At 61.3% G+C, this 21,051-nt stretch carries 15 protein-coding genes; 11 read left to right on the forward strand and 4 right to left on the reverse strand.

Annotation, left to right across the window (positions count from 1 at the left end; translation table 11 throughout):
* Positions 1-113 precede the first annotated feature (113 nt).
* Together AC1RTB_RS04445 and AC1RTB_RS04450 are read left to right on the forward strand one after the other, a co-directional pair.
* Positions 114-851 carry a hypothetical protein gene (locus tag AC1RTB_RS04445; RefSeq protein ID WP_492875099.1) on the forward strand — a complete coding sequence of 246 codons (738 nt, stop codon included), beginning with the start codon at positions 114-116 and terminating at the stop codon, positions 849-851.
* Positions 852-1,293: 442 nt separating this feature from the next.
* Positions 1,294-3,372: a putative bifunctional diguanylate cyclase/phosphodiesterase gene (locus tag AC1RTB_RS04450; protein ID WP_492875101.1), complete on the forward strand. Its 2,079-nt coding sequence runs from the start codon at positions 1,294-1,296 to the stop codon at positions 3,370-3,372.
* Positions 3,373-3,627: 255 nt separating this feature from the next.
* Here the strand turns inward: AC1RTB_RS04450 and AC1RTB_RS04455 are convergent, their stop codons facing one another.
* Entirely contained in the window at positions 3,628-4,371 is a 744-nt protein-coding gene (locus AC1RTB_RS04455; protein WP_492875103.1) for a bestrophin-like domain, read from the reverse strand.
* Positions 4,372-4,491: 120 nt separating this feature from the next.
* Positions 4,492-6,855, reverse strand: a complete 2,364-nt coding sequence (locus AC1RTB_RS04460) for a trimethylamine N-oxide demethylase (protein ID WP_492875105.1) — start codon at positions 6,853-6,855, stop codon at positions 4,492-4,494.
* A 251-nt stretch (positions 6,856-7,106) separates the two neighbouring features.
* Between AC1RTB_RS04460 and AC1RTB_RS04465 the strand changes: the two genes are divergently transcribed.
* Positions 7,107-8,462 (forward strand): trimethylamine monooxygenase, encoded by a 1,356-nt coding sequence (locus AC1RTB_RS04465; RefSeq protein WP_492875107.1) that lies wholly within the window; start codon positions 7,107-7,109, stop codon positions 8,460-8,462.
* A gap of 119 nt (positions 8,463-8,581) precedes the next feature.
* Here AC1RTB_RS04465 and AC1RTB_RS04470 read toward each other — a convergent pair whose 3' ends face one another.
* Positions 8,582-9,283, reverse strand: a complete 702-nt coding sequence (locus AC1RTB_RS04470) for a LuxR C-terminal-related transcriptional regulator (protein WP_492876312.1) — start codon at positions 9,281-9,283, stop codon at positions 8,582-8,584.
* A 440-nt stretch (positions 9,284-9,723) separates the two neighbouring features.
* Here AC1RTB_RS04470 and AC1RTB_RS04475 point away from each other — a divergent pair, with 440 nt between their 5' ends.
* The 8 genes from AC1RTB_RS04475 to AC1RTB_RS04510 all read left to right on the forward strand — a co-directional run bounded on the left by AC1RTB_RS04475 (position 9,724) and on the right by AC1RTB_RS04510 (position 20,214).
* Positions 9,724-11,433, forward strand: a complete 1,710-nt coding sequence (locus AC1RTB_RS04475) for a trimethylamine N-oxide permease (protein WP_492875110.1) — start codon at positions 9,724-9,726, stop codon at positions 11,431-11,433.
* A gap of 78 nt (positions 11,434-11,511) precedes the next feature.
* A complete protein-coding gene (locus AC1RTB_RS04480) occupies positions 11,512-13,221 on the forward strand; it encodes a trimethylamine N-oxide permease (RefSeq protein WP_492875112.1) in 1,710 nt (569 codons plus the stop codon).
* A 281-nt stretch (positions 13,222-13,502) separates the two neighbouring features.
* Positions 13,503-14,396, forward strand: a complete 894-nt coding sequence (folD, locus tag AC1RTB_RS04485; RefSeq protein ID WP_492875114.1) for a bifunctional methylenetetrahydrofolate dehydrogenase/methenyltetrahydrofolate cyclohydrolase FolD — start codon at positions 13,503-13,505, stop codon at positions 14,394-14,396.
* A gap of 55 nt (positions 14,397-14,451) precedes the next feature.
* Positions 14,452-16,131, forward strand: a complete 1,680-nt coding sequence (locus tag AC1RTB_RS04490; protein ID WP_492875116.1) for a formate--tetrahydrofolate ligase — start codon at positions 14,452-14,454, stop codon at positions 16,129-16,131.
* 292 nt (positions 16,132-16,423) lie between these two features.
* Positions 16,424-17,557 carry an aminomethyl transferase family protein gene (locus tag AC1RTB_RS04495; protein WP_492875118.1) on the forward strand — a complete coding sequence of 378 codons (1,134 nt, stop codon included), beginning with the start codon at positions 16,424-16,426 and terminating at the stop codon, positions 17,555-17,557.
* A gap of 19 nt (positions 17,558-17,576) precedes the next feature.
* Positions 17,577-18,170: a dimethylamine monooxygenase subunit DmmA family protein gene (locus AC1RTB_RS04500; protein ID WP_492875120.1), complete on the forward strand. Its 594-nt coding sequence runs from the start codon at positions 17,577-17,579 to the stop codon at positions 18,168-18,170.
* Entirely contained in the window at positions 18,167-19,132 is a 966-nt protein-coding gene (locus tag AC1RTB_RS04505) for a PDR/VanB family oxidoreductase (RefSeq protein WP_492875122.1), read from the forward strand. Before AC1RTB_RS04500 ends, AC1RTB_RS04505 begins: the two co-directional genes overlap by 4 nt.
* 41 nt (positions 19,133-19,173) lie before the next feature.
* Positions 19,174-20,214: a heme-dependent oxidative N-demethylase family protein gene (locus tag AC1RTB_RS04510; RefSeq protein WP_492875124.1), complete on the forward strand. Its 1,041-nt coding sequence runs from the start codon at positions 19,174-19,176 to the stop codon at positions 20,212-20,214.
* A gap of 63 nt (positions 20,215-20,277) precedes the next feature.
* Here the strand turns inward: AC1RTB_RS04510 and AC1RTB_RS04515 are convergent, their stop codons facing one another.
* Entirely contained in the window at positions 20,278-21,033 is a 756-nt protein-coding gene (locus AC1RTB_RS04515; protein ID WP_492875126.1) for a nucleotidyltransferase domain-containing protein, read from the reverse strand.
* Positions 21,034-21,051 lie beyond the last annotated feature (18 nt).

The following is a 21,051-nucleotide window of genomic DNA, read 5'->3' on the forward strand; positions in this document are numbered from 1 at the left end:
CTCCGAGACTCACTGAAGCTTTGACAACCTCAGCTTTCCCGGCCGGGACCGAATGGACAACCTCCTGAAAGCTCACAGCTAGTGCATTGAACGGCAGGGCGAGGGATAAATTGATGCGCTATCGTTTGTTTATTCGCCGCGCTTGGGCAGACACCGAATCAATCTTCGGAACACCACTCGCGTTAATTATCGCTACGGCACTGCCAGCGCTGATCGGGTTGATAGTCCATCGCCAACTCTATGGTTGGCCGTCAGCGAGAGATGAGCTTCTATCGATGATTTCCTTTGGAGCAATCGGAGGTTCGAGCGCCATAGCATTGGTTTTCTTATTCAACCTTCTATTGTCGCCCTTCAGGATCGAGAGAGACCGGGCGAATGCCCTAGAAGATAGCCTGATGGAGCTAAAGTCCGGCCTCGGCCCAAAGGAAGAAATACCTTGGTTCTTCCGGCAAATTCTTACTGATCAGCAGTGCCATGTTTTCCCATCTGGCACCGATCGTATTCATATATTATTTCCTTGGCCACTCCGTTGCATGCCAACCATCACATTCGGCGCAAATCCATCAATAACATTCGATGATCTTTCAGTGATTAATATCACCGACAAACACTTGATACTAAAGGCGTCCGCAGAGTATCTGATAAAACGAACGATCGATGACGCGTACAGGGAGGTAAAAGCAAACGGTATATTTATTGATTCTGACGACGGAGAGGGAATTAAAGTAGCAGCTCGCCGACTTGGTTTCAAAGAAGACAACGGGAGAATTACTTCAAGTTTTATTTTTCAAGCGCTTCGGAACCCTGAGAAGGGCTATCCTTACCTTGTAAAATCAGTCGCTAACGATTAACAGGGCTCTCAGGGCGCCCGAACCGGCCTTCCTGCTTGATATTCTTCCGTCGATTGCACAGGCCATTGAATGCTGCCAGTTCGATCGATTCCAGAACAGACGCATATCGCCTTTCAAGGCTCGGATGTGATCGACATGTTGGCAGGCCGGCCACATCCGCATGCACAGAGTGGATTACCTAGCGCAGCTGTTGGCCAACACGTCGTCAGTGGTCAAACTGCTCTGCCGGATTGCCCGTGCAGACAGCGGCGTTTCGGCAAGAATAGTGTACCCTCTTTACATGCCCCCTCCTGCTTACTTCCTGCCACAACGGTCCAGCGCGATATTTTTTTTAAATATCTACCAATCCACGCCGCGAACTCTTCACATTTACAACCAATTCATCATTCCATTGCATCTTGCTGCCCCGGGGGAACTTCTTTTGGGGAAGCGGGGGATCGACATGTCGGCGAGCGCTGAGGCCAGCTCGAAACACCAGATGCTTGCGCATGGGCTCATGCGCAATACCAAGGCATCTTATGCGGCAGCGCTGATGCTGATCGCGTCGCTTGCAACCGCCAGCTTCTTCCTCTTGAGTTCGGTCATATCGGCAAACGTACAGAAGACGGCGCTGATCGAACTCGGCGCCCGCCAGCAGATGCTGTCGCAGAGAATATTGTTGAGCGCGACGGAGGCCTATACGGCCGACGCGCAGTGGCTGCGCACCCAGGCCAGGCAGAACCTCAAAGCTGCGCTCGATGCTTTCCTCGCAAATGAGCAGCTTCTCCGCGACGGATCGACCGACACGAGGTCGCCGCTTTATCAGCTTGAGCTTTCCAAGGACGCGACCAAGCTCTTTGACGAAGCGCCCGGCCAGATCGAGGCGTCGACGCGGATACTGACGCACACCGTCAACTCGTTCCTCAACCTGCTGCCAACTTCGGTGTCCGCCGAGATGCCGGCCGATGCCACCGCGCACTTCGCCGCCCTCAGGCTCTATGTCGCCGAAAAAGCCCGGCGCGAATATGAGACGCTGACCCGGTTGTTTTCATCAGAAGCCGCCGAAAAAGGTGCGGCGGTGGAAAAGATCCACCTGACCGTCTTCGTGCTCACCTTGCTGCTGCTGCTGGCCGAGGCCGTGCTGATCTTCAGGCCGCTGGTGCGCAGGGTCGTGTCCTGCACCAGCGAGTTGCTCAGGGCGCGCGACCAGATGACCTTCGCTGCCAACCATGACGCGCTGACCGGCCTCTACAACAGGGCATTCCTCAACGACTACATGGACACCGCTCTTGCCGCGGCCCGGCGCAAGGGCGAGAAGATGGCGGTCATCCATCTCGACCTCGACCACTTCAAGTCCATCAACGACACGCTTGGCCATGCCGCAGGCGACGCGGTGCTGATCGAGACGGCGAAGCGCCTGTTGGCCAGTGTTCGCGATTCCGACGTCTGCGTGCGCCTTGGCGGCGACGAGTTCACCGTGATCCTGACCGATGTCGGCTCGGAAGCGGACGCCGTGGAGGTGGCGGCGCGCATCACCGCAGGCCTCAAGCAGCCGCTGGAATTCGGCGGGACCTCGCTGAAGCCCAGCGCAAGCGCTGGCGTGGCGCTGTTCCACGACGCCACCAGCACCATCGGCGACCTGATCGTCAACGCCGACCTTGCACTTTACCGCGCAAAGGCGGAGGGGCGTGGCGGCTACCAGCTGTTTGCGGCAACGCTGCGCGACAAATTCGAAGAAAAGGCAAATCTCGAGCGCGAACTGCGCGAGGCCATCGCCACCCAGGCATTCGCGGTTCATTTCCAGCCGCAGGTCTCACTCCAGAGCGGCAAGGTGATCGGAGTCGAGGCCCTGGTGCGCTGGGAGCTCGGCGGCAAGAACGTTGCGGCCGGCGAATTCCTCCCGGCGGCGGAAAAGGCGGGACTGATGCCGGCGATCGGCCGCGTCATCTTTGCCAAGGCGATCCACACAGGTGCCACATGGCATCGGGCCGGCCTGCATTTCGGCCGGCTGTCGCTTAACGTGTCGGCGCAGGAACTGCGGGAAGCGGATTTTGCCAACCATCTGCTCGACCTTCTCAAAAAAGAAGGGCTACCGACGCGCCTGGTCGCGCTGGAGATCGTCGAGTCGGTCATGCTCGACGACGGAAACAGCGGCATCGGGCTGACGTTGAAGCGCCTGCGCAAGGCCGGCATCCGCATGGAGCTGGACGATTTCGGCACCGGCTACGCGTCGCTGTCGCATATCAGCGCCAATGAGGTCGACCGGCTGAAGATCGACCGCCGTTTTGTCCGTGACATCGACAAGAACCCGGCCAATTCCAAGATCGTCAAGGCGATCATCGAGCTGGCGCGCGGCCTGGGCATTTCGATCGTCGCCGAGGGGGCCGAGACCGAAGTCGAGCTGTCGTGGCTGCACGAGCTCGGCTGCCCTGCCGTGCAGGGCTATGGCATCGCCTTTCCGATGCCGGGCAGCCAGGCCGAGGCGTGGCTTGCCACGCGCAATGGCGCGCCACAGCGGGGCTCCAAAAGCAATGTCGCCTGAGCGCAGCCGCGCATCGGCAGCCGGCGGCGACTATGCGACGAGGTCTTTTTTCCGCGGTTGATCCAGGTCAAGGCGCTGCATCCGTCTTGGGACCAGCATGGTTTTGCATTCCAGGATGGAGAAAAGACATGCCAACCGAGACCATTGTCACCGTAGTCGGCGTGCTCGCCGCGTTTGGTTTCTTCGCATTTGTGCTGGCCTATGCGAGCCTTACTTCCGAGCCCGCGCGCGCATCGAAGAAGAAGTAAGGGGTGCCTATATCCGGGCGTCGCCCAATGTGACCTGCGCCACCCCGACATACGGGTTGGCGTGCAGGGCAAGTATCCACAGGCTGACGCTCGCCGTCACGGCGAATATGAGGATCGACTTCCTGCCCGCATAGGGCCGGTCGGCATGGACAGCGCCGATGACGATCGCTGACAGCATCGTCAGGAACAGCACGAGATACCATTTGAGTTGATTGACCGAGCTCGCGCCGATGGCGAGGCGCGAATTGCGCGCATCCTGCAACTCGTCGAAATCCTGAACCATCTGGCCGATGATCGGGTCTGGAAGACCTGTCTTCGACAAGCCGATCAAGGCGAGCCGGATGTCCTGCAAGGCCTGCTCGACCGCCGGTTCAGGGGTTCGGTTGGCATCCGGCCATTCCGCCGAAACGACAGCCGCCTTGTAGGCCTGAAGGCCATTCATCAACTCGGTGGAAGCAAGGGCCTCCGGCTTCGCCATGCCGGCAAGCCGCATCATGGACGAGCGCTCCGCGCTGGCGACCTCGCTTGCGCGCGCATTGACCGACCAGACGTCCGCCGCGGTGAAGCCGAGCGACAGAGCCCAGGCCGTGGTGATCGTGCCGACGAAGGCAGAAACCGGCATGGACAAGGGATTTCGTTGCGCCTGGCGAGCAAAGACCGCCAGAAACGCCGTACCCAGGAAAAACGAAATGACGCCGACCACAATGAAGGGAAGCATCATCACGACGGGCGACCACGAAAATATTTCCACGATTGTACCTTGCGCCAGCGGTGTCTCTACTCGCCTTGAATAAGCCGATTTCGGCTATCCTCAAGCAAAAAGCCCCGCGCAAGGCGGGGCTCATGCAGATATGACGTCAGATCGCTGCCCTTACGACCTCGGCTTTTCCTTTTTCGGATCGTAGTGGGCGAAGGCAACGATTTTGGCCGGCAGGCGTTTTTGCTGGCCATCGAGCTTGCCGATCTCGACCTCGGTGCCGACATTAGCATGCGTCGCATCGATGCGGGCAAGGGCGATGTTCTTGCCCAGCACCGGCGAGCGCATCGACGAGGTGACGACGCCGATCTGGGCGCGGCCGATATGGACGCAGTCGCCATGGCCGACGGCGACGTTACCGTCGATGTCGAGCCCGACCAGCTTGTGGATCGGGTTGTCCTTGCGCCGGATCAGCGCTTCGCGGCCGATGAAATCGTCGGTCTTGGTCTTGAGCGGCACGGTGAAGCCGATGCCGGCCTCGAACGGGTCGGTCTGGTCGGAAAACTCGTAATTGGCAAAGATCAGCCCGGCCTCGATGCGCACCATGTCGAGTGCGGCAAAACCCATCGGCTTCAAGCCATGCGGCTGGCCGGCGGCCCAGACCGCGTCGAAGACCTTTTCGGCATCACGCGGATGGCACCAGACCTCGTAGCCGAGCTCGCCGGTGTAGCCCGTGCGCGAGACAACGATCGGCACGCCCTGCGCATCGCCGATGCGGCCGATGGTGAAGCGGAACCATTCCAGCTCCGACAGTGCCGGCTGGTGCGGCGGGGTCCAGATAATCTCCTTGAGGAGATCGCGGCTGTTGGGACCTTGCACCGCGATGTTGTGCATCTGGTCGGTCGACGAGCGCACCAGCACCTTGAGGCCGAGCTTTTCGGCAACCTCGCGCAACCAGACGCCGGAATAGTCGTCGCCGCAGATCCAGCGGAAATTGTCCTTGCCGAGGCGGAGAAGCGTGCCGTCGTCGATCATGCCGCCATGCTCGTAGCACATGGCGGTGTAGACGACCTGGCCGACACCGAGCTTCTTGACGTCGCGGGTCAGCGTGTACTGCAGCAGCGCTTCGGAATCCGGTCCCGTCACCTCGAACTTGCGCAGGGCCGACAGGTCCATCACCACCGCCTTTTGGCGGCAGGCCCAATATTCCTCGATCGGGCCCTCCTTGGCGAAGTCCTGGGGCAGCCAGAAGCCCTTGTATTCGATGAAGTTGCGGGTGTGCCTGGCAAAGCTTGAATGGAAGGCGGTCTCACGGGTCATTTTGGCTTCGGCCTCCGGGGTCGTGCGCCTGGCGATGGCGCGCGAGAATTTATGCTGGCCGGAATAGGTCCGGACGTGAATGTCGCTGAGGTTCCAGCCATTGGCCGGCGTGGTGTCGTCGGGACAGGCGGAGGAGACACAGACGATGTCGGTCAGCGCCCTGAGCAAGACATAGTCGCCGGGCCTGGACCAGGGTTCGTCGGAGAACATCACGCCATGGGCGTCGATGCCGGTGTTGAAGAAGAAATTGACCGCCATCCAGCCGGCGCGGGCGCTGACCCCATGGGGTGTCAGCGCGCCATTGAAGTTCTCCGAGCAGTTGATGTGGCCGGGATAACCGATGTCGTCGTAATATTTGGCATAGCAGGCGAGCGCGAAGGCGTCGTGGCGGCCGCAGGTGTCCTGGATCACCTCGACCAGCGGCTCGAAATCCTGGTCGTAATATTTCGCGTGCAGCCCGGGCATCGGATAGGCATGGCCCATCAGCGAACGCGTGGCTGTGACGTCGAGCGCGAGGTCGCGGCCCTTGTCGAGCTTGCGGGCCGAAAAGCACTGGAAATCGGTGCACTGGCGGCCATCGACATCGATGATCTGGATGTAGTCGCCGGCCTTGACGAAATAGGACTCCGCCGTCTTCGACTTGACCCGGAGATCGAGCACCGGATCGGCGAGCGGATCAGGCAGGTCGGAGCGGCCAGCGGGACGGATCGTGGCGCGCTTGACCATCACCACCAGAGGTGTCGCCGTGTCATGGCTGTCGATCGCCATCGGCGCTGCCGGGGCAGCAACCACCAGTGTGCCGTCGCGGGCGACGGTAAAACTCTCTTCCACCCCGGCCGGCGTCGCGCCATCGAAGACGCGCACGGCCTCCGCCTTGGCGAGATCGAGCTTGCGGCGTTCAAGGCCGACGCGGAAGGCCCGCAGGCTGTCGTCGCCATTGACCAGCAGCGCCTTCAGCCCCGCCGCATCGCTGTTGGTGCGCGTCCCCAAAATGCCGGGATCGGCACGGCCGGACTTGTCGAAGGCCACAAGCTCGCAAGCCTGGCCGCCCTCGGCATTGCGGATGGTGACCTTGTCGCCGGCCTCGACCTCAAACAAAATCGCGCCGCGACCCGGCACATGATAGCGCTCCATGCCCGGCACAAGCAGCCCGGGCTGCAGGATCAGGCTCGGCCGCGGCGGACCGGCCGCAATTTCGGGGTAGGCTGAAATCGTCATCACCACCTCGTCTAGAATTTGCCTGTGTGTAAAAATATTTCAGTGTGAAGAATACTCAATTTTGCCACCCCCGCAAGCCTTCCTTTTGGGCTGGCCGGCAAAATTTGAAGCGGCGCGAGCTTGGAAAGCATCTGCTTCGGGGTGCCCGGCAACGGTTCGACGACGAAGCTTGTTGACAGCGAGGGCGGACCATTATTATCATCACAGTGAAATTTTATTCGTCATGGAAAATAACTGGGAGGTTTTTCCGCATGAAAGCGCGTGTCGCCGTGATTGGAGCCGGGCCGTCAGGGCTCGCACAGCTGAGAGCATTTCAATCGGCAGCGGCGAAGGGCGCTGAAATCCCCGAAATTGTCTGCTTCGAAAAGCAGGCCAATTGGGGCGGCCTGTGGAACTACACCTGGCGCACCGGCCTCGACCAATATGGCGAGCCCGTCCACGGTTCGATGTACCGCTATCTGTGGTCGAACGGCCCCAAGGAGGGCCTGGAGTTCGCCGACTATTCCTTCGAGGAGCATTTCGGCAAGCAGATCGCCTCCTATCCGCCGCGCGCGGTGCTCTTCGACTATATCGAGGGCCGTGTGAACAAGGCCGGCGTCCGCAAGTGGATCCGCTTCGAAACGGCCGTGCGCATGGTGACCTGGAACGAACAGACCAAGAAGTTCACCGTCACCGTGCAGGACCTGCCCAAGGATCACTGCTATTCCGAGGAATTCGACAACGTCATCGTCGCCTCGGGCCATTTCTCGACCCCGAACGTGCCTGAGTTCCCCGGCTTCGACCGCTTCAACGGCCGCATTCTCCACGCCCACGACTTCCGCGACGCCCGCGAGTTCACCGGCAAGCACATCCTGCTCATCGGCACCAGCTATTCGGCGGAAGACATCGGCTCGCAGTGCTGGAAGTATGGCGCCAAGTCCGTCACCAACTGCTTCCGCACCAAGCCGATGGGCTTCAAATGGCCGGACAACTGGGAAGAGAAGCCGCTGCTGGAAAAGGTCGATGTCAACACCGCCACCTTCAAGGACGGCTCGACCAAACACATCGACGCGATCATCCTGTGCACCGGCTATAAGCACCACTTCCCGTTCCTGCCTGATGACCTGCGCCTCAGGACCGCCAACCGCCTAGCGACCGCCGACCTCTACAAAGGCGTCGCTTATGTCCACAATCCGGCGATGTTCTACCTCGGCATGCAGGACCAGTGGTTCACCTTCAACATGTTCGACGCGCAGGCCTGGTGGACGCGTGACGCGATCCTCGGCCGCATCAAGCTGCCTGCCACCAAGCAGGAGATGATCGCCGACGTCGAGAACCGTGTTGCCCGCGAAGATGCCGGCAAGGACGACCACGACGCGATCGAATACCAGGGCAACTACGTCAAGGAGCTGATCGAGGAAACCGACTATCCGAGCTTCGACGTGGACGGCGCCAACGAAGCCTTCTTCGAGTGGAAGACGCACAAGAAGAAGGGCATCATGGAGTTCCGCAACCACTCCTATCGGTCGGTCATAACAGGTACGATGGCGCCGGCGCATCATACGCCGTGGAAGGACGCGCTCGACGATTCCATGGAAGCCTATCTCAAGGTCACCGAACCGGCCTGACACCAGCGAGGAGCGCCCCAAGCGGGCGCGCCTCTTTCCTGACATGCAAACGGCCGCGCCACGTGAGTGGAGCGGCCGTTTTGTTTGGGCTCTATCAGAGCGACTGACCGCCCCTGCCCTCACTGCGAGTGCAGATGCGGGCCGCGGTGCTTTTCGCTGGCATAGAGCGCCACCGCCATTGCCCGGTTACGGACGTCAAGCTTGTCGTAGAGATTCTTGAGATGATACTTGACGGTGTTCTCGGAAATCCCGGTGCGCGCCGCGATCTGCAAATTCGTCCAGCCGTCGGCCAGCACCGAAAGCAGCTCGCGTTCGCGCGTCGTCAGCCGCGACAGCGGCGTCTCGTTGATCTTGGACACGTCCATGTAGGGGATGCAGATGCGGCCATGGGCGACAGCGACAAGCGTGTCGAACAGGATCACGGGATCGTCGAACTGGTAGCAGAAGCCCTGAACGCCGAGGCGCACGCATTGCTTGAGAATTGACAAGTCGTGGTCGTTGGAAAAGATCACCACGCGGGCATGCAGCCCGCGCCGCTGCATTTCGGCCAGCACCTCGCCAGAGTCCATATCGGACAGCCTCCAGCCCAGCACGGCAATGTCGAATGAGGGGGCGGCCACCGATGCCGCCTCAAGGAAGGCCTTGCCGGTCTGCACGCTTTCAGCCAGCTCAAAACGGCTGTCTCGCGTGAGCATGTCGCCCAAAGCAGCGACGACCAGCGGATTGCGCTCGGCAATCAGCACCCTGAATTTGTTTTCTTTCGCCACCGGCACCACCTCAATCCCGATGCCCTGGCGCTGACCCTTCCATTCGGCGTTCATGTTCCTCCCGCCTATGTTCTTGTAGGCACCTCTTGCCGACGTCTCCTGCGCTGATCGATCCTTCTCTAGGTTTCGATCGAGACCGAGCACTAGAGCGCAATTCATAGCATGAATGATTTTTTCATTCCAGTGGATGCGGCATTTTTGCTGCCGCACCGGTCGCCAAGCCGGCGAAAGACCTGAAATCCGCTCTCCCCACCCGTTCGGGTAGGCCGCACTCGCCCAGAGAGATGTGCTGAAACTGGCCGATCTTCCAACTGTGCCGCGCCGGGCGCTGTTTCCCCTTGCTGTGCGACAAAATGGCTTGACGCCGTATCGGATTCGGACAAACTTCACTTTGAGGAAAAAAAGAAGCCTAAGCGGAAACTGCAGCCGTACCATGAAACCGAGGAATTCGGGCATGGGCGACGTGCATTCACAATCAATGGGAAACTGAGCCTATGAGCGCTGTTACGGACGTCAGTCCGGCGGAAACCGCCGGCCAACTTCAAAGGACAATCGACTGGCGCGGCGCCTTCTGGGTGGCCAGCGGCGTGCCGCCACTTGTCCTTTTTTCCATCGGCGGCATCGCCGGCACCACCGGCAAGATAGCATTCCTGATCTGGACGCTGTCCATCATCATGGGTTTCATCCAGTCCTTCACCTATGCCGAGATCGCCGGCCTGTTCCCCAACAAGTCCGGCGGCGCGTCGGTCTATGGCGCGACCGCCTGGCTGCGTTACTCCAAGTTCATCGCGCCGCTGTCGGTATGGTGCAACTGGTTCGCCTGGACGCCAGTGCTGTCGCTCGGCTGCACCATCGCAGCTGCCTACATCCTCAACGCGCTGGCGCCGATCCCGGGCTTCACCGAAGCCTCGCCTGAAGTGCTGCAGTACCTGGCGGCCAATGTCGGCACCAGCGCAGCCGACGCCGTTGCCGCGGTGACTGCGGCCGCAACGCCCGGCATCCGCAGCTGGACGCTTTACAGCCACACGCTTGGACCGGTCGGTTTCTCGCTCAACGCAACATTCTGGATCGGCGCGATCCTCATGCTGATGACTTTCGCCATCCAGCATCGCGGCATCCTCGGCACCGCTAATGTGCAAAAAGTTGTCGGCATGCTGGTTATCGGCCCGCTGCTTGTCGTCGGCGTCGTGCCGATCCTGACGGGCCAGATCAACTGGGACAATTACTCGCCGCTGGTGCCGCTCGCCGCAGCCTATTCGCCTGAGCCGGGCTCGTGGAACGTCTCCGGCTGGACCCTCGCGCTTGGCGGCATGTTCATCGCGGCCTGGTCGACCTACGGCTTTGAAACAGCTGTCTGCTACACCCGCGAGTTCAAGAACCCGGCGACCGACACCTTCAAGGCCATCTTCTATTCCGGCCTGCTTTGCATGCTGCTCTACATCCTGGTGCCCTTCACCTTCCAGGGCGTGCTCGGCATCAATGGCATGCTGGCAACCCCGATCGTCGACGGCTCGGGCGTCGCCGATGCAATGGCCTCGATGGTCGGCGGTGGCGGGCTGGTGAAGACCCTGCTTGTCATGCTGATGATCCTGGCGCTGCTGCTGGCGATCATGACCGCCATGGCCGGCTCGTCGCGCACGCTTTACCAAGGCTCGGTCGACGGCTGGCTGCCCAAATATCTCAGCCACATCAACGAGCATGGCGCCCCGACCCGGGCGATGTGGACCGACCTGATCTTCAACCTCTGCCTGCTGGCCATCGCCTCCACCGACGCCACCAGCTTCTTCTTCATCCTGGCCGTGGCGAATTGCGGCTACATCATCTTCAACTTCCTCAACCTCAATGCCGGCTGGATCCATCGCATGGACAACGGCCACATCAAGCGGCCGTGGAGGGCCCCGACCTGGTTGCTGACCCTCGGCACGATCTTCGCCTTCGTCAACGCCGTCTTCATGGGCGCCGGCGCCAAGGTCTGGAACCCGATGGCGCTTTGGGCCGGCCTGTTCACGGTGGCGCTGATCATCCCGGTGTTCTGCTACCGCCACTACGTCCAGGACGGGGGCAAGTTCCCGGCGCACATGCTCGATGACCTCGGCATGCACGAAAGCGACCTGCGCAAGAAGAAGGCCGGCATCCTGCCCTATGTGACGCTCATCGGGGGCCTCGCCGTCGTGTTGATAGCCAACTGGTTCTTCGTGCTCTGACACCTGGAACCCAACAAAAACAACCGGTCCCGCGCTGAAAAGCGTGGGGCCTTTTTGACAAAGGTCGGGGAACGACAAATGAGCTCAACAACAATCACACACAGCGACGGCGGAGACGGCCAGCTTCAACGAACGATCGACTGGCGCGGCGCCTTCTGGGTTGCCAGTGGCGTGCCGGCGCTTGTTTTGTTCTCGATCGGCGGCATCGCCGGCACCACCGGCAACATCGCCTTTCTGATCTGGACCGCCTCGATCATTCTCGGCCTGATCCAGTCCTTCACCTATGCCGAGATCGCCGGCCTGTTCCCGTCCAAGTCGGGTGGCGCCTCGGTTTATGGCGCCACGGCATGGCTGCGCTATTCCAAGTTCATCGCGCCGCTGTCGGTGTGGTGCAATTGGCTCGCCTGGACGCCGGTGCTGTCGCTCGGCTGCTCGATCGCGGCGGCCTACATCCTCAACGCCCTGGCACCGATCCCCGGCTTCACCGAAGCCTCGCCCGAAGTGCTGCAATATATGGCGGCCAACGCCGGCAGCACTGCCGCTGACGCGATTGCAACCCTGACCACGGCAGCAACGCCTGCGATCCGCAGCTGGACGCTCTATCACGGCACGCTCGGCCCGGTCAGCTTCTCGCTCAACTCGGTGTTCTTCATCGGTGTCATCCTGATGCTGATCACCTTCGCCATCCAGCATCGCGGTATTCTCGGCACGGCCAATGTGCAGAAATACATCGGCTTGATCGTGATCGTGCCGATGCTGATCGTTGGCATCGTCCCGATCGTCACCGGCCAGATCAACTGGGACAATTATTCGCCGCTGGTGCCGCTCGCCGCCGCCTATTCGCCAGAGCCCGGCGCATGGAACGTCGCCGGCTGGACCTTGGCATTCGGCGGCATGTTCATCGCGGCATGGTCGGCCTACGCCTTCGAGACCGCCATCTGCTACACCTCGGAGTTCAAGAATCCCGGCCGCGACACCGTGCGGGCGATCTTCTATTCGGGCCTGCTGTGCCTGGCGCTCTACACGCTGGTGCCCTTCACCTTCCAGGGCGTGCTCGGTCTCAACGGCATGCTGGCGACCCCGATCGTCGACGGCTCCGGCGTCGCCGAGGCGATGGCCAGGATGGTCGGCGGCGCCGGCTTCGTCACCTCGATCATGGTCATGCTGATGATCCTGGCACTGATGCTGTCGATCATGACGGCGATGGCCGGTTCCTCGCGCACGCTCTATCAGGGCTCGGTCGACGGCTGGCTGCCGCGCTATCTAAGCCACGTCAACAGCCATGGCGCACCGACGCGCGCGATGTGGACCGATTTGATCTTCAACGTGTTCCTGCTCGCCGTCGCCTCTGCCGACGCCACCAGCTTCTTCTTCGTGCTGTCGGTGTCGAATTGCGGCTACATCATCTTCAACTTCCTCAACCTGAATTCGGGTTGGATCCACCGTATGGACAACGGCCATATCCACCGGCCGTGGAAGGCACCGACGATCCTGATTGCGGTCGGTGCCATGCTCTCCTATGTCAATGCCATGTTCATGGGTGCCGGCGCCAAGGTCTGGAACCCCTGGGCGCTGTGGGCCGGCTTCATCGCCGCAGCTCTCATCATCCCGGTGTTCTGCTACCGCCACTATGTCCAGGATGGTGGCAAGTTCCCTGTCCACATGCTCGACGATCTCGGCATCACCCAGGAAGATCTGAAGATCCGCAAGGCCGGCATCCTGCCCTACCTGACGCTGATCGCCGGCGTAGCGGTGGTGATCCTCGCCAACTGGTTCTTCGTCATCTGACGGACAATGATCGTCTCTATGGTCAAGGCCGGCGCAAGCCGGCCTTTTCCTTTTGGCCCCCCGAGAAGGGGCCACACCAGTTCACCGAGGAAAATGTGCTGGGCCAATATTTCTTTCCATGAAAGATTCTTGCATTACGGTTGACTTTCAGCCCCGTCCGCTGCTATAGATCCAGACGGGAAAATTCAGCGCAAAAGCTGTCCGGATGGTGTATCCGGGGCTGCGAACCAACGGTTTGCGCCGTGGGATCGGACGCGCTTGCCTGGGAGGAATGGCATAGCATGACGACCGTAATTGACGGCAAGGTAGCCGCAGCCGATGTGGTGGCGAAGGTCAGGGGGGCAGCCGACCAGCTGATCGCCGCAACTGGCGTCGTTCCAGGCATTGCCGTGGTCATTGTCGGCTACGATCCGGCAAGCCAGGTCTATGTCGCCTCCAAGGGCAAGAAGGCCAAGGAGTGCGGTTTCCATTCGATCGAGCACGCACTGCCCGGCGACACGTCCGAAGCCGATCTGGTCGCCCTGGTCGAAAAGCTCAACGCCGACTCCAAGATCCACGGCATCCTCGTTCAGCTGCCGCTGCCGGACCATATCGACGCCGGCAAGATCATCCAGACGATTTCGGCCGACAAGGATGTCGACGGCTTCCATTTCACCAATGTCGGCAAGCTCGGCACCGGCGAACTCGACACCGCCTTCGTGCCTTGCACCCCGGCCGGCTCGATGCTTTTGATCGAGCGCGCCCTGGGCCGCGACCTGTCGGGGCTCAACGCCGTTGTCGTCGGCCGCTCCAACATCGTCGGCAAGCCGATGGCCAATCTGCTGCTCAATGCCAACGCCACCGTCACCATCGCCCACAGCCGCACCAAGGACCTGCCGGCGCTGTGCCGCAGCGCCGACATTCTTGTGGCTGCCGTCGGCCGGCCGGAGATGATCAAGGGCGACTGGGTCAAGCCGGGTGCCACCGTCATCGACGTCGGCATCAACCGCCTCAGTGCAGACGCCAACGGCAAATCGAAGCTTGTCGGCGACGTCGACTATGCCAGTGCTGCCGAACATGCCGGCGCGATCACGCCCGTTCCGGGCGGCGTCGGGCCGATGACAATTGCGCTTTTGATGGCCAATACGGTCGTGTCGGCCTGCCGCGCGGCGGGCCAGGCAGCGCCTCGCTTTTAATCTGGGAGCCCGAAAGGCTCCGCGGAAATCGAACCAAACTCAAGGGAAGAGAGTCATGGCCGAATTCAAGACCGACATCGAGATCGCGCGTGGCGCGAAGAAGAAGCAGATCCAGGAGATCGGTGCCAAGATCGGCATTCCAACCGAGCATCTTTTGCCATACGGCCATGACAAGGCCAAGGTCTCGGCCGAGTTCATCGCCAATGCGCGCAAGAACAAGGACGGCAAGCTGATCCTGGTCACCGCGATCAACCCGACCCCCGCCGGCGAAGGCAAGACCACCACCACTGTCGGCCTCGGCGACGGCTTGAACCGCATCGGCAAAAAGGCCATCGTGTGCATCCGCGAGGCCTCGCTTGGACCCAATTTCGGCGTCAAGGGCGGTGCCGCCGGCGGCGGTTATGCCCAGGTCGTGCCGATGGAGGACATGAACCTCCACTTCACCGGCGACTTCCACGCCATCACCACCGCGCATAATCTGTTGTCGGCGCTGATCGACAACCACATCTACTGGGGCAACGAGCTGGGCATCGACACCCGCCGCGTCGTCTGGCGCCGGGTGATGGACATGAACGACCGCGCCCTGCGCGAGATCAACTGCTCGCTTGGCGGTGTCGCCAACGGTTTTCCACGCGAAGCCGGCTTCGATATCACCGTCGCTTCCGAAGTCATGGCGATCCTGTGCCTGGCGACTGACCTCAAGGACCTCGAAAAGCGCCTCGGCGACATCATCGTGGCCTATCGCCGCGACAAGTCAGCCGTTTATGCCCGCGACCTCAAGGCCGACGGCGCCATGGCGGTGCTGTTGAAAGACGCCATGCAGCCCAATCTGGTGCAGACGCTGGAAAACAACCCGGCCTTTGTCCATGGCGGCCCGTTCGCCAACATTGCGCATGGCTGCAACTCGGTGGTCGCCACCACCACCGCGCTGAAGCTCGCCGACTATGTCGTCACCGAAGCCGGCTTCGGTGCGGATCTCGGCGCCGAGAAGTTCTTCGACATCAAGTGCCGCAAGGCCGGCCTCAAGCCCGCCGCAGCGGTCATCGTCGCCACTGTGCGCGCGATGAAGATGAATGGCGGCGTCAAGAAGGAAGACCTCGGCCAGGAAAACGTCGAGGCGGTGAAGAAGGGCTGCGCCAACCTTGGCCGCCACATCGAGAATGTGAAGCAGTTCGGCGTGCCGGCGGTGGTGGCGATCAACCACTTCTATTCCGACACCGACGCCGAGATCGCCGCGATGAAGGCCTATGTCGCCTCGATGGGCGAAGAGGCGATCGTGTGCATGCATTGGGCCAAGGGTTCGGCCGGCATCGAGGAGCTCGCCAACAAGGTGGTCAAGCTTGCTGAATCGGATGCCTCGCAGTTCTCGCCGCTTTACCCCGACGAGATGAAGCTGTTCGACAAGATCGACACCATCGTCAAGCGCATCTATCGCGGCTCGGAGGCGATCGCCGACAAGTCGGTGCGCGACCAGCTGCATGCCTGGGAAGCGGCAGGCTACGGCCATCTGCCGGTGTGCATGGCCAAGACGCAATATTCGTTCTCGACCGACCCCAACCTGCGCGGCGCCCCCACCGGCCATGTCGTGTCGGTGCGCGAGGTCAGGCTGTCGGCCGGCGCCGGCTTCATCGTCGCCATCTGCGGTGAGATCATGACCATGCCCGGCTTGCCCAGGGCACCGTCGTCGGAAAAGATCTTCCTCAACGAGCAGGGCCAGATCGAAGGCCTGTTCTAGGCGAAAGCTCTCTCCCAAGGCGCTCCCAACCACCCCTCCTGTCCCCCAGGCCCGGAGCGCCCTTCAAGGCCTGGCACCTTGTGCCAGGCCTTTTTTCTGCCAAACGTCGAGCCATGCTTGAGCGCCACGGCTCACCCATCCGACGTGTCGATGAAAGGCAAAATGTTGCCTATCAGTAAAATTTCTTGCACTTGGATATTGCCCTAGCGGCAATTTTGGGTTCAAATGTTCCCAACAATGTCCGCCTCACGGCAAGGCCAAGGGCGGGGAACAATATGGAGGAGTACCAAAAATGACAGCTTCATGGCGTTTTTCGGCGTTGGGCGATCGCCACCGTGCCCTGGGTTCCAAATTGGAAGACTGGAGCGGCATGGGCACAGCCTGGAGCTATGACAAGGACGCGGACGAGGAATATATCGCGATCCGCACCAAGGCCGGACTGATGGATGTTTCGGGCCTCAAGAAGGTCCACATCACCGGCGCGCACGCCTCGCATCTGATCGACCTGTGCACCACCCGTAACCCCGAGAAGATCTATCCCGGCAAGTCGGTCTATGCCTGCATGCTCAACGATGCCGGCAAGTTCACCGACGACTGCGTCATCTACCGCATGGGCCCCAATTCGTGGATGGTCGTGCACGGCTCGGGTTCGGGTCATGAGGAACTGACGCGCGCCTCGATCGGCCGCGACGTCTCGGTGCGCTTCGACGACAATCTGCACGACCTGTCGCTGCAGGGCCCGCTCGCCGTCGACTACCTCGCCAAGCACGTGCCCGGCATTCGCGACCTCAACTACTTCCACCACATGCAGACCCAGCTGTTCGGCCTGCCGGTGATGATTTCGCGCACCGGCTACACCGGCGAGCGCGGCTACGAGATCTTCTGCCGCGGCCAGGACGCGGGCACGATCTGGGACACCATCGTTGCCGAAGGCAAGGAGATGGGCATCATCCCGACGCGCTTCACCACGCTCGACATGCTGCGCGTCGAGAGCTACCTTCTGTTCTACCCGTACGACAATTCGCAGAAATACCCGTTCGCGAACGAGGGCCCTGGCGATACGTTGTGGGAGCTCGGCCTCGACTTCACCGTCAGCCCAGGCAAGACCGGCTTCCGTGGTGCCGAAGAGCATTATCGCCTCAAGGGTAAGGAACGCTTCAAGATCTTCGGCGTGCTGCTCGACAGCGACAAGGCCGCTGACGAAGGTGCCGAGATCTGGCGCGATGGCAAGAAGGTCGGTGTCGTGACCTGTGCGATGTATTCGCCGCTGGTCAAGAAATCGATGGGCATCGCCCGTCTCGACGTCGATTGCGCCATCGTGGGAACGCCGCTCGAGATCCGCAACGCCAGCGGCACGGTCAAGGCGACCGCCCAGTCGCTGCCGTTCGACGATCCCAAGAAGCTCAAGCGGACGGCAAAGGGCTGAGACCTTGGACAGTGCACCGGTGAAGACGATCCTCAGTCGCCCGGTCTACGGAACATTGTCACCGCAGGCCGGTAAGAGCCACCTTCTCATAGCGGACGCCGAAGGGGCGTCCGCGATCCTGGACCTGGCGAAGACGGCGCCTGACGGCTTTTTCGCCAACGCCCACATCATGTTCATACCCGGCCGGACCGGAGACAGCTTTCAGGCTTCGCTGAAGGCGTTGGAACCGGCCCAGTATTATGAAGGGCCATCGATCGCAGCCGCTTTGCCGCGCCTGACATGGACGCTTGCCAACGCCCATATGGGCTTGCGCATTTATCTCGCCGGCACCGAAGGCCTTATCGGCCAGATGATGCAGGCGGCACTCGAGGCCGGCATCGACCCTGTCTCGATCCAGACCGAGCATCGCGGCTCGTGGGCACGCCGGGTGCAATGCGTGCATTGCAAGGGCATCACCGAAAACGTCACCACCCAGCCGGTGACCTGCTCGCATTGCGGCCTGCTGTTGCTGGTACGCGACCACTATTCCAAGCGCCATGCTGCCTTCCAGGGCGTCTGCATCAATGCCGAGGATCCGACCGAGATCCCTCAAAAAGAGGAGATTTTCCGGTGAGCGCGGGAACAACCAAGCTGAACGTCACCGTGACCGAAGTGGTCGCGGTCAATGAACTGGTCAAGCGCTTTCATTTCGAGCGCAGCGATGGCGGCGATTTGCCGACCTTCTCCGGCGGCGCCCATGTCGTCGTTGAAATGCGCGACGGCGACACCACCAGGCTCAATCCCTATTCGCTGATGAGTTCGCCGCTCGCCACGCGCGACTACACCATCTCGGTGCGCCGCGACGATGTCGGCCGCGGCGGCTCGCTGTTCATGCACAACCGCGTCAAGCGCGGCATGGACATGGTGATCAGCTACCCGGTGAACCTGTTTTCGCTCGACCTGCGCGCCAAAAAGCACCTGATGATCGCCGGCGGCATCGGCATCACGCCGTTCCTGGCCCAGACGGCGCAACTGGCATCGTATGGCGGCAATTTCGAGCTGCACTACACCTGCCGCTCCGAGGCGCTGGGAAGTTATGCCGACGTGCTGAGCGAGCGCTACGGCAACCGGGTCAACCTCTATCTCGACGAGCGCAACGAGCGCATCCCGCTCGACCGGCTGCTCGCCACGCAGCCACTCGGCACGCATATCTATGTCTGCGGTCCCGCCGGCATGATCCGCTGGGTGCGCGACACGGCGGCTGCCCATGGCTGGCCGGATGAGACTGTGCATTTCGAACATTTCGCAGCCCCGCAGCCGGGCACGCCCTTCGACGTCAAGCTGGCGGTGAGCGGGTTGGAAATCCGGGTCGGCGAACAGCAGAGCCTTTTGGAGGCCATCGAAGCTGCCGGCGTCGACCCGCCCTATCTCTGCCGCGGCGGTGTCTGCGGCCAGTGCGAGACCAACGTCATCTCCTACGACGGCACCTTCAAGCATAACGACCATTGGCTGAGCGATGAGGAGCACTGCTCGGGCAAGAAGATCATGCCATGCGTCTCGCGTTTCGAGGGTCGTTCGCTGGTCCTGGAACGGTAGAACACTCAGGGCGCTTGGCGCTCTGGAAGAGGGAGGAATTGATGGGAATTAACTTCAGGAAAGAAACGTTCCGCGACGATTTTACCTTCAGGAACAGTCCGGAAAACGTCAGGCGGTTTCCCTTCCCCTATCACGAAGACGCCTACATGTACTCGGTCAACATCGAGCCGCATGTGCCTGGGCCGAAGAACAGCGTGTTCGAACATCTGATCGATGTCGACGAGCACTATGTTTCGGAAATGCAGGACCGCGCCAAGGTCCTGGCAGAGGATCCGCTGCGCTGCCAGTCGCTGCCGCACATGACGCTCGCCGGCTGGGACCTGCTCGAACTCCTGATGACCGAGAAGGCCAAGAGCTACCCCGAGCACTTCACGCTGACGCGCGACGGCGACCGCTGGCACTGGATCAACCGGCCGCTCGGCATCGACCACACCTTCACCTTCGGCGACGTCTCCACCCTGCCTTACGGACCGATGGAATACATCACCCGCCAGAGCCAGGGCGACTTCGCCATCCTCGACCAGCGTGACGGCAATCTCTGGATGGATGCCGGCATGGTCACCACCCAGGCCGACTGGTCGCTCGATTTCGACATCGGCATGAACTTCTTCGAATGGCATGCCCCAGTGCCGCTGGCGCATGAAAAGGGCATCTTCACCCGTGCGCTGAAGTTCCTGATCAACATCCAGCAGGGCCAGCCGGCGCGGCGTCTGAACTGGACCATGACCATCAACCCGAGGCTCGATACCAGCCCTGAGAACTTCCACAAATGGGGCAGCGACCGCCTCACGGTAACGCCGGAGAATGTCGGCCAGAAGGTGCACCTGCGCGTCGAACTGCAGAGCTTCTTCCGGTTGCCGCGCTCCAACGCTCTGGTCTTCCCGATCCGCTGCTATTTGCTCAAGATGGATGAGCTGGTAACGGTGCCCAAATGGGCACGCCGCTTCCATCGCGTGCTGCGCGACCTGCCGGTCGAACTGGCCGAATACAAGGGCCTGACCCGCTATCGCCCGACTGTCGTCGAGTGGCTGTCGAAATATGACGACGGCGCGCCGACCTCGCCCGGCTTCAGCCCGGATTAGGTTTTCGGCCCGAAGGAGTTGAAATGCCAAAGCGCCGCGTGTCCCTGATGCGCGGCGCTTTGCTCATGCAGGCATGTCGCTATCCTTCGTCCGCCTTGCCGAAGCGGGCGCTTGCCTTCGGTCGCCGGCAAAGAAGGCGCCGCCATTCCGCGCCAGTTCGCTTTCGGCAAAGGCCAATAGGGCACTGCTTTGCCCATTTGCCGCTGAACGGAATGCATCGTCGAACTGGACCGCGAGCTCGCTGTCGTGCTTGCGCAGCAGACGTGGAACCCACTTGCCCTTTCCTGACCAAACACCTCGACCCAGCAATGTGAGATCGGCGAGCGGCTGATAAAGGCTGGCTGAGATCGCCAGGATTTCAGGCGCAGTGCGATCGCCGCGCAGGTCGTCCACGAGGTCGGTGATGATGTAGCGAAGCTCCTTGCTTCGCGCGTCGGCCAGCGGCGCTGGACCCTTTGCGATACGCTTGATCGCGCCTTGACGGAGGTCCTGTGCCAGCCCTTCGTCGTCTCCGATTGGCCGTCCCTCGGCCACCATATCCGCCAGAACGGGATGGCCATTTCGTGCATCCTCATCCATGAACCACGCCAATGTTTCGGGGTCATGAACAAAGGCTTCGACGGGGAAGCCCTGTTGAACGAATGACTCCCGCCATGCGGCGTCCAGGCGGTCGAAGACCACGACCAGATCAATATCCGATGATGTTGTACCCTGCCCGCGCATGATCGAGCCTGCCACGAACGCGCATGCCGCCCCGGAATACCGCTGCTTTATGACTTCCCTGGCGACCCCCAATGCGCTTTCTGCGTCAGGCTGCATAACCTCTCCTTGGTTTCG

It is taken from the genome of Aminobacter sp. GW821-FHT11F06 (assembly GCF_058808215.1).